At 54.7% G+C, this 13,068-nt stretch carries 13 protein-coding genes and 1 pseudogene; 5 read left to right on the plus strand and 9 right to left on the minus strand.

Annotated features, from left to right (window positions below):
• Positions 1-256 precede the first annotated feature (256 nt).
• Positions 257-1,240 (minus strand): restriction endonuclease, encoded by a 984-nt coding sequence (locus tag HC231_RS23730; RefSeq protein WP_208231506.1) that lies wholly within the window; start codon positions 1,238-1,240, stop codon positions 257-259.
• A 1,197-nt stretch (positions 1,241-2,437) separates the two neighbouring features.
• Between HC231_RS23730 and HC231_RS23735 the strand changes: the two genes are divergently transcribed.
• From HC231_RS23735 to HC231_RS24255, 3 genes and pseudogenes are all read left to right on the plus strand, one after another.
• Entirely contained in the window at positions 2,438-3,319 is an 882-nt protein-coding gene (locus HC231_RS23735; RefSeq protein WP_208229149.1) for an integrase domain-containing protein, read from the plus strand.
• Positions 3,316-4,206: pseudogene (locus tag HC231_RS24250) on the plus strand (primase-helicase zinc-binding domain-containing protein); the annotation flags it as partial. The gene HC231_RS23735 and the pseudogene HC231_RS24250, both read left to right, overlap by 4 nt.
• Before the next feature lie 48 nt (positions 4,207-4,254).
• Positions 4,255-5,319 (plus strand): helicase RepA family protein, encoded by a 1,065-nt coding sequence (locus tag HC231_RS24255; protein WP_318011347.1) that lies wholly within the window; start codon positions 4,255-4,257, stop codon positions 5,317-5,319.
• Positions 5,320-5,510: 191 nt separating this feature from the next.
• Here HC231_RS24255 and HC231_RS23745 read toward each other — a convergent pair whose 3' ends face one another.
• Positions 5,511-5,849, minus strand: coding sequence for a helix-turn-helix domain-containing protein (locus HC231_RS23745; RefSeq protein WP_208229151.1), 339 nt, complete (start codon positions 5,847-5,849; stop codon positions 5,511-5,513).
• A gap of 98 nt (positions 5,850-5,947) precedes the next feature.
• Here HC231_RS23745 and HC231_RS23750 point away from each other — a divergent pair, with 98 nt between their 5' ends.
• Positions 5,948-6,208, plus strand: coding sequence for a helix-turn-helix domain-containing protein (locus tag HC231_RS23750; RefSeq protein ID WP_208229152.1), 261 nt, complete (start codon positions 5,948-5,950; stop codon positions 6,206-6,208).
• A gap of 19 nt (positions 6,209-6,227) precedes the next feature.
• Here the strand turns inward: HC231_RS23750 and HC231_RS23755 are convergent, their stop codons facing one another.
• Positions 6,228-6,545 (minus strand): helix-turn-helix domain-containing protein, encoded by a 318-nt coding sequence (locus tag HC231_RS23755; protein ID WP_038924379.1) that lies wholly within the window; start codon positions 6,543-6,545, stop codon positions 6,228-6,230.
• A gap of 195 nt (positions 6,546-6,740) precedes the next feature.
• Here HC231_RS23755 and HC231_RS23760 point away from each other — a divergent pair, with 195 nt between their 5' ends.
• Entirely contained in the window at positions 6,741-6,965 is a 225-nt protein-coding gene (locus HC231_RS23760) for a DUF2188 domain-containing protein (protein WP_208229153.1), read from the plus strand.
• Positions 6,966-7,026: 61 nt separating this feature from the next.
• Here HC231_RS23760 and HC231_RS23765 read toward each other — a convergent pair whose 3' ends face one another.
• From HC231_RS23765 to rpmH, 6 genes are all read right to left on the minus strand, one after another.
• Positions 7,027-8,250, minus strand: a complete 1,224-nt coding sequence (locus tag HC231_RS23765; RefSeq protein ID WP_208229154.1) for a tyrosine-type recombinase/integrase — start codon at positions 8,248-8,250, stop codon at positions 7,027-7,029.
• A 319-nt stretch (positions 8,251-8,569) separates the two neighbouring features.
• Positions 8,570-9,934 (minus strand): tRNA uridine-5-carboxymethylaminomethyl(34) synthesis GTPase MnmE, encoded by a 1,365-nt coding sequence (gene mnmE, locus HC231_RS23770; protein ID WP_208229155.1) that lies wholly within the window; start codon positions 9,932-9,934, stop codon positions 8,570-8,572.
• 75 nt (positions 9,935-10,009) lie between these two features.
• Positions 10,010-11,644: a membrane protein insertase YidC gene (yidC, locus tag HC231_RS23775; protein WP_208229156.1), complete on the minus strand. Its 1,635-nt coding sequence runs from the start codon at positions 11,642-11,644 to the stop codon at positions 10,010-10,012.
• Between the two features lie 2 nt (positions 11,645-11,646).
• The gene (gene yidD, locus HC231_RS23780) at positions 11,647-11,904 is read right to left on the minus strand and encodes a membrane protein insertion efficiency factor YidD (RefSeq protein WP_009115145.1); all 258 of its coding nucleotides are present in this window, start codon (positions 11,902-11,904) and stop codon (positions 11,647-11,649) included.
• Positions 11,868-12,227 carry a ribonuclease P protein component gene (gene rnpA / locus HC231_RS23785; protein WP_072065824.1) on the minus strand — a complete coding sequence of 120 codons (360 nt, stop codon included), beginning with the start codon at positions 12,225-12,227 and terminating at the stop codon, positions 11,868-11,870. The genes yidD and rnpA overlap by 37 nt, the downstream gene beginning before the upstream one ends.
• Positions 12,228-12,245: 18 nt before the next feature.
• Entirely contained in the window at positions 12,246-12,386 is a 141-nt protein-coding gene (gene rpmH / locus HC231_RS23790) for a 50S ribosomal protein L34 (RefSeq protein WP_000831330.1), read from the minus strand.
• Positions 12,387-13,068 lie beyond the last annotated feature (682 nt).

The following is a 13,068-nucleotide window of genomic DNA, read 5'->3' on the forward strand; positions in this document are numbered from 1 at the left end:
TTAGGTTTGGGGGAATCGTTGGATTCGACCGCCACTTGCGTGATTGTGCTCAAGGCAACCGAACCGCCTCGTCCCCGCCCTGGGCGAACTCGGCCGTCTTCGATCAGTTGCTGCTTGATGCGTTGGTAAATGCTGTCCTGCCAACCAAGTGCTTCGAGCAGGCGTTGATTGCCCGCGCTGCCGCCCAAGGAGGTCAGCGTGGCGATAAAGCGTTCAACCAGTTGTTCAGTAGATGTCACTTATTATTCCTATGGCTTCAAGCGGGCCAGTACAGCCGCTTCAGCGGCACGATGCGTTTGGTTTCGGCGTCGGTAGCGTCGTAGTGTTCGATCAGGGCACGAACGACATGATCCAGCGTCCACATTGCCAGCGGGATGGATGCTCGATCTGCTTCGTACTGGGCGTCCTTGGTGAAGCCGCCAGTACTGACGTATAGCCCGCGATCATCCTTGTGGCGACCGCCGAGGAAGCTACGGATTTCCTGACTGCCCATTTGACCCTTGCGGTGCTTGACCTCCACGACGATGCGCGGGTGTTCGAAGCCAAAGCCGTCCGGCGAGGCCACGATGTCCTTGCCCCGATCCGAGCCGGGCGGCGAAATCTGGGTTTTGTAGCCCATGGCGCGCAGGATGCCGGCGACCAGTTGCTGCATGTCGTCCCAGTCGAGTTCGTTGACCCGATCCTTGATGCGCTCCAGCGCCTGGGACTCGATGTCAGCCAGTGGATCGGCGATGACTTCCTCGGCTTCATCTTCCACGGCTGGAGCTGGTTTACCCTTCAGCGCCGCCAGCACTTCGGCTGCCGCGCTGGACGGCACCTCGAACAGGGTCAGGGTCGAACCCAGGCTGTTCTTCGTGCTGGTACTCAGGCAGTCGCGTGTCAGTTCTTGAGTTTGCCATTGCACTTTGCGCGCCAGCGGCATGCCTTGTTCGGCCCACTCCGGGTGGTGCTCGGCCGGGCCAGACACTTTACCGAACGAGTACAGACGATTGGCCGGCGAATAGGTGACGATCCAATCGCTATCTTGAATGTCGTTGACGAAGCGCCAGACCTGGGATGCGCCCGATACCACGGTCCCTTGTTTTGCTTGAGGCTCGGCGGATTGGTATAGAGCGATCAACTGCTTGCGTCTGACTCCTGGCTTGGCATGAGCGGCCAACTGACTCCAGCCAACGGCGGCCACGCCGCGTTCCCGAAAAACCTCATATAGGCTGCCACCTTCGCCGCGCACCATCCACATCCGAGCCATGGTGTTCCCTCTTGTGTTCATTGTCATCAATCCAGTACGACCAGAAATTCAGCCGTTAATGTCATGGGCTGGACACCTCTGATATTACGTTACAGTGAGACTAGCCCGTATTCTGCCATCAGGCGTAGGGTACGTGGTCAGTTCAATATCCTTGCCAACCGTTGATTTCGCCCAATTCCGTCAGTGAGTTGATTTTCTCTTATCAATCAGATTCGGTAGACGGTAGTTGTCGTCCGGGAGTACTGCAAACAGAGATGCCAAGGATGGAAACCAAATATTTTGCATCTCACTCCCCCGCGAGAGTGAGCCATCCGATTTTCACATACCGACAATGCAGCGATTCCGGATCGCTAGTCTAATGACATGTTACTGATAATTGTATCAGCGTGTGTTAATCATCGTCGATCAGAAATGTACATCAAGGCGCGAACAGTGTCGTTCCTATGTTCCAAAATTCACGGGCAACGGCGCTTCAGTCTTGCAATTTCCCAACTCACGAACTATGCTCGTTTTTCGTACAGCTAGTCTCCCAATAGCATCCCACGTTGCCACGACCTTCCAGGCAACGCACAGGCTAGACCTGTGTGGTCGACGCCCAACCCGCTAACGTTACCGGCAGCGCGGGTGGCCGCTTCGGCGGTGGTAGCGACCTTCTTTCCCTGCGCCATCATAGCTGCATCTCTGTTTTGTTCTTAGCGTATTCGCGGCTTTCGTCAGCCTGAAATCGTCCTGTTTTATTTCAATGCTGCGTTATCTCTAGCGCATGACCTGCTTTTACCAATCGTTCGGAACTGGCGCAGCCGGTGGCCGTGGCCTTTTATTGCCTCAGCTTAGTTTATCCATGAGGCCGCAACGTCACTTCGTCCGCAGCGCGGCTCGAAGTGACGTTGCCCCGGCCGCCGCGCCAGCGCTTGTGCTGTCTCGTTTTCCGACGCGACCTGTCATCTGACGCCCTGTTGGCTGCGTCAACATTTATCAACCATTCAACTAAGGAGGACTGAACCGATACCTGAAGGCAGGCTTTCAGCCTGGGGAACGTTCCTGCTGACGCAGGCGGTTGCACTGAGTGCATAACCGGTTCCCGTGATACCCAAACCCCAGACACTCCGGCGCACAGGTATTGTTCAGCACGGCATAGGTTCGCCCTGTGCCGCAGGCAACCGCGCGCCGAAGACTGAGGTAAACGCTATGTCACAGTTAACTCGTGAGATGCAGAAACTGGCCCGGCGGGCCGCTGGTAGTTACAAAACCGTTCACGATCGGCTGAAAATGGCCGAGCGGATCGGCCGTCATCTGCTGTCGCTGAATATTCAGGTACGCTCGGTACAGCATCTGAAAGCGAAACATATTGAGAGTTACATCGCCGACCGTCTTACGCAGGGAATATTGCTGCGTACGTTGCACAATGAGATGGCGGCGGTGCGAGTTATTCTGCGTGAGGCCGGGCGGGAAATACTGGCGGGATCCGAACGGATTAGCAATAAAGCGCTGGGATTAGGTGGTGCCAGCCGGAGCGGCACGCGCGCCGCCATTACCCCGGAGCATTATCAGGTCGTTCTGACCACCCTGCGGCAAAAAGATGCCGGCGTAGCCGTCACGCTGCAACTGGCCCGGCTAATGGGCCTGCGCTCGCAGGAGGCGGTGCAGTGCTCGCAGTCGCTATCCTATTGGGCCGCGGCGCTGGCCAGGGGCGACGAACGTCTGCCGGTTGTCTACGGCACCAAAGGCGGGCGTCCGCGCCAGACCATGGTGTTGAACCGTGAGGCCGTGACGCAGGTTGTCCGTGAAGCGTTAGCAATTGCCGCTACGCGTAACGGCCGCCTGATTGACAAACCCGACCTGAAAACCGCCATGAATCGATGGCATTACCAAACCACTTCGGCCGGTCTGAAAGGACAATATTCCCCGCACAGTCTGCGTTATGCCTGGGCTCAGGATGCCATTCGCCATTACCGGCAGCAGGGCTTCAGCCGCAGGGAAGCCTATGCGCTGACATCAATGGATTTAGGCCATGGCGACGGACGCGGGCGCTACATCCGGCAGGTGTACGGGCAGGAGGTGGCGCAATGACGGGTAAGTTTGTTACTGAGATAACCCATAGCGCTTGTTATCGCTGGCCTGCCGTTCTTTCTGCGTTAAATATCCGCGTTCCGGCCCACCATCGACACGGTCCTTGCCCGATTTGTGGCGGTAAAGACCGTTTTCGTTTCGATGACCTTGAAGGCCGGGGCACCTGGTTCTGCAATCAGTGCCGGGCCGGTGACGGTCTGGATCTGGTGGCGAAAGTGCATCAGTGCTCCCTGACGGAGGCGGCAAAGCTGGTCGCCTCGGTGGAAGACAGGCAGGCAATATCGCCAGCCAGGGGAAAAGCGCAATCTTCACCGCCAGATATCAGCGAGAAGGTTTCAGCGTTGCTGTCCCGCTGTGCCTGTGGTGAGTCGCCTTATTTGCAGGCTAAGGGGTATCAACGAAGTGAGCACGTACTGACAGAGGGCGCACCAGTGCATATTGCCGATGCCGTTTTTGGGCCGGGTTCGCTGGTGTTAACGCTTCGGGATAGCGAAGGTGATGTGACCGGCGCGCAGCTTATCAGTCCCGCAGGCGATAAACGTCTGCTGCCCGGTTCGCGGCTAAAAGGCTGTTTTATTGCTTTGCCTGCCGGTGAAGATCATTCCGACATCGCCATCGCCGAAGGTTACGCTACGGCGCTGGCGGTTCAGTCTCTGACAGGAGCTGCAACCTATGCAGCCTTGTCGGCGAATAACCTGCTGCATGTCGCCCGATCCTTACGTGAAAAAAATCCTCATGCCCGCCTTATCCTGGCTGGCGATAACGACAATGGCACAGGTGAAAATACCGGCCGGAAACAGGCCGAATATGCCGCCCGACAGGTGAACGGTTTTGCCGTATTGCCGCCCGGCGATATCGCCGCCGACTGGGACGATTATCTGCGTCATAACGGCCGTGACGTTGCCCGGCGCACTTTTTACCGCCAGCTTTCTTCCATGGAGATGCCCATTATGACTCCCGATGACCATGAGCTCGTCTTTACCTCCACGCTGCCGCTGCGCCGGGGCTCTGAGGGCTACGATGCCCGGCAGGATTACCTGATTAAGGGGCATCTCGCCGGTCATTCGCTATGCAGCATCTACGGGGCCAGCGGGTCGTATAAATCGTTTCTGGCGGTATCCTGGGCCTGCCATATCGCCACCGGTAAACCGTGGGCCAACCGGCTGGTCAATCAGGGCGCAGTGATTTATGTGGTGGGTGAAGGCGGTATCGGTGTGCCGCGGCGGATCCGCGCCTGGGAGCAGACGCTGAACGGCAGCAGCCCTGTTGATACCCTGTTTCGGGTCGATTGTCCGGTATTTCCGGCCAGTAGCGAGAGTGTAAAGCAGGTAATACAGGCGGCGAATGACGTTAAACGAGAGACCGGAATGCCGGTCCGGTTGATTATTCTCGATACGCTGGCCCGCTGCTTTGGCGGTTCAGATGAGAACACGGCTAAGGATATGGGCGCATTTATTCAGGGGTGCGATGCCATCAAGGCCGCTACGCAGGCATCGGTGTTGATCGTTCATCATTCCGGCAAAGATCTGGAGCGGGGCGCGCGCGGCTCCAGCGCGTTTCAGGCCGCGCTGGATGCGGAGTTCAACGTCCGGCGGGAAAGTAACGGCAATGCGCTGGTATTGAGCTGTACCAAAATGAAAGATGCCGAACCGCCCGCGCCGGCGGCTTACGACCTGACGCCGGTTACGGTCTATGTTGATGAGGACGGCGAGCCGGTTGATTCGCTGGTGCTGAACGACCAGCCGAGGGAACTCCGGGACGGAACCGATGCTTACCCGGAGTTGGCCGGTATCCCCCATCTGACCGTCAATCACATCGCTGTCTGGCAGGCTCTTAAGGCGCGCGAAGTCTGTACCCGATCGCAGTTGCGCGACGATCTGCGCGTAAAAGGGATGAATGTGGATAAAAAGTTTACCCGCTGGCTGCTCAAGCTGGAGAAAGACGGCCTGATTGAGCTGGAGGGAGAAACGATCCGCCTTGCCGGGTATCTGGGGGAATAAACGGGAACATGGTGGTACTGATGGGGGGATCCGGCCCAAAAAAACCGGATCCCCCCACTTCCCGCCTGTATACGACGCCCAGGTGGGGGGAATCGCTCAATGCTGCGCTATGACTAGCCTGAGCAGGGATATGTCTGTTTTCAGTGGGGGCAAAAGTGTGGCGCTGGCGGGTCAAAGGAAAATGGGGGAAATCACGCCTGACGAGGCCGTTCAGCCCGGCTTTTCACCAGCGCCAGAATTTCTGGTTTCTCCTCAGGCGACAGAGCCTGAAATGCCAGTATCAGTTCGGCTAGTTCATTATCGGCGGTGTAAAAATAGGCCAACGGTACGCCCAGCACGTCCGCCAGCAGTTGAATCGTCTCGGTGTTGGCTTCATGCACACCTCTTTCGTAACGATTGATGCGGGGACTGGCGACAAATTCATCGATCCCGGCCTCAATGCCGAGCTGTTTTTGCGATAGCCCTTTCGCCAGACGCGCCTGCTTAAGCCGCTGACAGAAAATGTCGTGATAATTGGGTTTGCTCTTCATAGCTACGAGAATCGTAGTTTTTGCTTGAGCGTGATACTACGAATAACGTAGTATTGAGTTGTGCATGTTCCTTTTACGACGAAAGGTTAGGGGGTCACATGAAAAACGACTGGCATCAGGCAGATATTATCGCCGCCTTGCGCAAACAGGGCACAACAATGGCTGCGCTTTCCCGCTCCGCCGGATTAAGTTCATCCACGCTGGCAAATGTGCTGACGCGCCCGTGGCCGAAAGGCGAATGGTTAATCGCTGATACTTTGGGCATTCATCCTGCCGAGATCTGGCCGAGCCGTTACTACGATGGGGTGGGGAAACTCATCGACCGAAAGGTGAAAATCAGAGGGAAGCGGCCTGAGTAACGCGATCGCGTTACTTTGTTCATTGGCTATCGAGCGAAGCAAGTAGCCTGGTTTGTTGCGCGGCAGGCAGTTCGGAGAATTTCAGGATCATCTTCGCCAGATTATCGTCGTCCGCGTAGAAGTACGCCAGCGGGACATGTAATGCCTGCGCCAGACGGCTGGCTGTCATGATATTGGCTTCGTGGACGCCTTTCTCGTAGCGGTTAATGCGCGCGCTGGCAACGAACTCATCAATGCCGGCGGCGATACCCAGCCCTTTCTGGGACAGCCCCCGCAACTGCCGGGCATCCTTTAAACGTTTGCTGAAAATATCGCTGCGTGATCGAGGTGTGTTCATAACTACGATAGTCGTAGTTATGAGGAGTTGCAGATACTACGAACATCGTAGTTTTTCTTTAATGATCACTATCACTGAGGTATGAATAAACTACATGTAGTGCTTTTAAATTAAAAAACGATCAACATGTTGATTTTTTCTGTTCTGTGGTGGTAATTTATACAGTGTCATGAATACTTATTAAGGAGGTGATCCATGACCGGTAAAAATCAGCATGTTGTCAAACGTGAAGACGGATGGGCTGTACGGGGAGAGAATAATACCCGTGATACTTCGCATCATCATACGCAGCAAGAAGCTTTTGAAGCCGCGCGCGGTATTGCGAAAAATCAAGCGAGTGAGGTCTTCATCCATGGTGAAAATGGAAAAATCCGTGAGCGTAATACTTATGGAAAAGATCCCTTTCCGCCAAAGGGCTAATCGCTTATCTATACCTAATCAAAGCCCTCTGTATTGAGGGCTTTTGAATGGTCAAGGATTACTAATCTGTATCCGCTTTATACGCCTTCCCAAACCGGCCGATTATCACCTTGCGGCCTTCTTCAATCTGCGTATCGACAAAATCCGCCCATGCCTGAAGCATTTCCCGGCGCTGTCCGAGATATTCCGCGCGGTTGTAGACGCCGCGCACGCCTGAAATCTTGTGAGCCAGAGATCTTTCCACCCAATCAGAGTTGTAGCCCTGTTCGTGCAGTAATGTGCTGGCCGTGCGGCGGAAATCATGGATAACGAAATCCCGAACGTCGAGATTCAGCGTGCGCACGGCGGTATTTAAGGTGGTTTTGGAAATAGGGTGGCGATGGTCGTTGCGGCTGGGGAAAACATAGGGTGAGTCGCCAGCCAGATATTTAAGTTCTTCAAACATTGCCAATGCCTGGCCGGAGAGCGGGACGATGTGTGGATTATCCATTTTCATACGTTCGGCGGGGATGCGCCATTCGGCGGTAACGAAATTGATTTCATCCCATGTCGCTTCAATAAGCTCGCTTTTACGCACTATGCACAAAATCAGCAGATGCAACGCTAACTTATGTCGCCGGTTCATGCCTGAGGTATAAATGCCGCGCAGCAGTATGCCTAGCTCTTGCGGCGTCAGCGCCACGTCACGGCTGGTAGCCTGTGCAATATAACGAGCCTCAATGGCAGCAGCGGGGTTGTTAAAGATGATGCCGCGCGAGATGGCATAGGCCAGCATGCGTTTCAGAACGTTGCGGGTGAGCAGGGCGACGTGGTCCGAACCACGCAGTTTGATGCGATCGATCACCGTCTGTATGTCGGCAGTGGTAAGCGCTTCAAGCTGGATGTTCCCGATAACCGGGATAATGTCTTTATTGATAACGCGGACAACGTTGCGCGGCTGGCGGGTGGTTTTTTCGATAATGTCGGTCAGCCAGCGTTTGGCGAAGGCTTCGACGGTGGTCGGCTCTTTCTGTTTGGCTTTCTCTTCCTGCTTTTTCTGTGCCGGGCTGACGCCATGGGCAATCATCGAGCGGCATTTTTCACGCCAGAGGCGCGCTTCCGCCAGTGAGAAAGCGGGGTATTCGCCCAGCGTCGCTTTCTGTGACTTGCCGTTGAAACGGTAGCGCAAGCGCCAGACCTTGCGGCCCGTGGGCAGTACCTCTATGACCAGCCCGCCGTTGTCGGCAACCTGGTATGCCCGACTTTTTGCTGACAGACTTCTGATTTTTGTATCTGAAAGCGCCATATGTACCTCTTTAACGTGTCCATATGTGATGATGGTATCTTTATGTTATGTATGGCTTTTTAGAGTAAAACATGCCTGATGTGTCCATGGTTTGCGAAGTTTGATTGTTTTTTGTACTGCACTGTGTGTCCATAATACGCGAATTATTGCTCAAAAAACAACCATAGACACAAGGAAAAAATGACGATGGACACAGCTATGGACACAAAAATCACTGGCTCTCGATGGAAACGAATAGACATTGATGGAACAAAAAATCCCGCATAACAAGGCGCTATGCGGGATGAGTGGAAGTAAGTGGACGCTTACAGACTCAGCGTTACTTGCCGATGCAGAAGCTGGAGAAAATGCGGCTTAGCAGGTCGTCTGAGGTGAATTCGCCGGTAATTTCGCTTAGCGCCTGTTGCGCCAGTCGTAGCTCCTCGGCTAATAACTCGCCGGCGTAAGCGCTCACTAACTGTTCTTTGCCCTGCGTCAGATGCCGGGCTGCCTGTTCTAATGCTTGCAGGTGCCGACGGCGCGCCAGGAAGCCGCCTTCCGTATTGCTGGTGAAGCCCATACTTTGCTTGAGGTGCTCGCGCAGCGTCTCAACGCCTTCGCCGGTGCGGGCCGATAGGCGGATAAGTGAGTAAGCGTTCACATTCTCAATTCCCATCGGCTCTCCGGTGATGTCGGCTTTATTGCGCACCACGGTAATCGGCAGCGTGCCGGGTAAGCGGGCCATAAATTCAGGCCAGATAGCCGCGGGTTCTGTGGCCTCGGTCGTGGTGCCGTCAACCATAAACAGCACGCGGTCGGCCTGTTCGATTTCCTGCCAGGCGCGTTCGATGCCGATACGTTCCACTTCATCGTTGGCGTCGCGCAGACCGGCGGTATCGATGATGTGCAGCGGCATACCGTCAATATGGATATGCTCGCGCAGTACGTCGCGGGTGGTGCCGGCGATATCGGTGACAATCGCCGCTTCCCGCCCGGCTAATGCGTTGAGCAGGCTGGATTTCCCGGCGTTGGGCCGTCCGGCGATCACCACTTTCATGCCTTCGCGCAGCAGGCTGCCCTGGTGGGCCTCGGCTCTGACCGCGTCCAGATCGGCCATCACATTATTGAGCTGGCCTTCAATTTTCCCATCGGAGAGAAAATCAATTTCCTCGTCGGGGAAATCGATCGCCGCTTCAACGTAAATTCGCAGGTGCGTCAGCGTTTCCACCAGATGGTTGATACGGGCGGAAAAAGCCCCCTGTAACGAATTAAGCGCGGAACGCGCGGCCTGTTCAGAGCTGGCGTCAATCAGATCGGCAATCGCCTCCGCCTGGGCCAGATCGAGCTTATCATTCAGGAATGCGCGCTCGGAAAACTCGCCGGGACGGGCGATGCGCACATTGGGCAAAGTCAGAATGCGTTGCAGCAGGATGTCGAGAATAACCGGGCCGCCGTGTCCCTGCAGCTCCAGAACGTCTTCGCCGGTGAACGAGTTGGGGCCGGGAAACCACAGGGCGATGCCTTGATCGAGCGTTATCCCGCCGGCATCGCGAAACGGCAGATAATCGGCGTAGCGCGGCTTGGGCAATTTACCCAATACGGCCTGCGCCACCGCCGATGCCGCCGGTCCGGAAACACGTAAAATGCCTACCCCGCCGCGTCCTGGTGGCGTGGCCTGGGCTACGATGGTGTCGGAATGGCTCATGATTTTCTCTCAGATGGTATAAAAAATAAGGCGGTCATTGACCGCCTTATCTTGTCTCGCTAGTCAGCCGGACCGTTAGCTTTTTTTGCGGCTATGCAAGCCACGTTTTTCCAAACCACGGTAAATCAACTGCTGCTGAATGATGGTCACCAGGTTGCTGACGATATAATACAGCACCAGACCAGACGGGAACCACAGGAAGAACACGGTGAAAATGACCGGCATGTAGGTCATGATCTTCTGCTGCATCGGGTCGGTAACGGTGGTCGGCGACATCTTCTGAATGAAGAACATCGTCACGCCCATCAGGATCGGCAAAATGTAGTACGGGTCTTGCGCGGACAAGTCATGGATCCACAGGGCGAACGGCGCATGGCGCAGTTCAACGGAGCCCATCAGCATGTAGTACAGCGCCAGGAAGATTGGCATCTGAATGATCAACGGAAAGCAGCCGCCCAGCGGATTCACTTTCTCTGACTTGTACAGCGCCATCATTTCCTGGCTCATGCGCTGTTTGTCGTCGCCGATGCGTTCGCGCATTGCCTGCAGTTTCGGCTGCAGCATGCGCATTTTCGCCATTGAGGTGTACTGCGCTTTGGTCAGCGGGTACATGATGCCGCGCACGATAAAGGTGATGGCGATAATGGAGAAGCCCCAATTGCCGATGAAACTGTGCAGGAACTTCAGCAGTTTAAACAGCGGCTGAGAAATAAACCACAGCCAGCCGTAATCAACGGTCAAATCCAGGTGCGGCGCCACCGCGGCCATTTTGTCCTGAATTTCCGGACCGACCCACAGGGTGGCGTTCAGATTTTGCTGACCGCCGGCCGGTACAACGACCGGAGTGGATTTAAAGCCGATGGCGGCCTGACCGTTACCAAGATTTCTGGTATAGAAGGCATTGGCGCCTGCGGTGGTCGGGATCCAGGCCGTTGCGAAGTACTGCTGCAACATCGCTACCCAGCCGCCGTTGGTGGTGATGTTCAGGTTCTCGTCCATGTCGCCGAAGCTGTATTTCTTATACTTCTCTTCGCTGGAGGAGAACGCCGCCCCACGGTAGGTATGCAGCGCAAAATTGCTGCTGCCGGTATCGCGGTGCTTGGGTAAGTCAATGGATTGTTTCAACTGACCGAACAGCGTCAGCTCCAATGGCTGCGAGCTGGTGTTGTTGATGCTGTAATCAACGTTCAGCGCGTAATCACCGCGTTTCAGTACAAACGTTTTAGTGTAAGTGACGCCGTCGGCGGTGGTATAGGTCAGCGGAATACGCAGTTCGTCTTGACCATCGGCCAGCTCAAAGTGATCCTGTTCGGTGGTGAACAGCGGTCGAGGGCCGTTGGCCGGGTTATCCGGGCCGTTTTTGCCCGTCAGGCCGCTTTGCGCCTGATAAACGAATTCGGGCGTGGTTTCCAGCAACAGGAAAGGGGTATCGGAACCCAGCGTATCCGGGTAAGCCAACAGTTTAGCCTGCTCGATGTCGCCGCCACTGGTATTGATGGTCAGAGACAGTACGTCGGTTTTAACCGTGACGAGTTTACCCTGGCCGCTCGCGGGTACGCCCTGGTTACTGGTATCACCGGATACTGCATTCGTCGCCTGCTGTATGGCCTGAGTGGTTGCTGGCGGATTTTTATCCGTTTCCCAGGCTTGCCAGATCATGAAGGTTACGAATAGCAGAGCGATGAGAAAAAGATTACGTTGCGAATCCATCGTTAATGTTCTCTGTTATTGTCGGTTTTTGGCGGTACGGGATCATCACCACCAGGGTTCAAAGGGTGGCATTTTAATACGCGTTTAAGCGTCAACCAACTGCCTTTTATCATGCCGAACCTGCGAATTGCTTCAATACCGTATTGTGAACACGTTGGCCGAAACCGGCAATGTGGTCCAAGTAACGGGCTGATAACGAGTTGATAACCTCGTATCAACCCGATCAGCAGGCGGGAGCCAAACGACAGTGCCGACGCCATAATTTTTCCAACGCTTCCGTCAATGCCCGGTTATCCAGTTCAGACACCCCTTTTTTCGCAATCACCACAAAATCCATTGCAGGCAATGAATGTTGATGCAGGCGAAAGCTTTCGCGCGTCAGGCGTTTAATCCGATTGCGTTCATGAGCACGTTTAACATGCTTTTTGGCGACGGTAAGACCGATGCGGGGATGCCCCAGCGTGTTCAGGCGGCCGAGGATAGTGATTTGCGGCGTGCCAGCCCGTTGCGGTTGCTGGAAGACGAAAGTGAAATGGCTGGGAGTTAACAAACGTAACTCCCTGGGAAAAGCGAGCTTAACCACTCGATGGGTTAGCTTTTATTACTTAGAAACGGTCAGACGAGCACGGCCTTTCGCACGACGGCGGGCCAGAACCTGACGACCATTTTTAGTGGCCATACGAGCACGGAAACCGTGGCTACGGTTACGCTTCAATACGGACGGTTGGAAAGTGCGTTTCATGGCGATTTCTACCTAAACTTGGATAATTAACGGTTTATCCCTGCCGGTGCGGGGAATAAACACGACTTCACAGTAAACGCGTTTGGCTACTCGGCGTGACAATGACCGACGCCTCAATCGCATATAACAAAGAGGCGGGATTGTAATAATTGTACAGTCCCGAGTCAATTAACATCACACTTTACCTGTCGGCCATTCCAATTATTTTTTGGATTTCTGTCTGGCTGAGCACAGAAACAGGCGTCGACGCGCGGGCTGAGGATTATACGGACTCTGGCATAAAGCGCAAGGATCCTACTGCGATCCTCCCGGCGAGATCATGATCAATATCACCGTAACCTGTTTGCAGACTGGTCTATTCTTAGATGAATTTCGCGGGCGCGCAGAGAATAAGATTCTTCCGATCTTTTGACGTAGGGCCTGTAGCTGCTATAAGAATAGCCTGTGGATAAAAAGGATCAAAACTGTGCAGAAGGGGAGGATCTCTTTTCTGGTTTAGGTTATGATCCGCCGTCCCGTTAGCGATCCTTCTTCGGGATCGCCACGGTAAGCCGCATCGGTAACGCGGTGCATCTGTCGTCTTTGATTGTGGACGGGGGCAGATGTCAAAATCATGAGTTATATAAATATCGTTTCTTATTCTTTTCTTTTTTGATCGTTCTTTGTTCGAGTGGAGTCCGCC

This window comes from Brenneria izadpanahii (assembly GCF_017569925.1).
Classification (GTDB): Bacteria; Pseudomonadota; Gammaproteobacteria; order Enterobacterales; family Enterobacteriaceae; genus Brenneria; species Brenneria izadpanahii.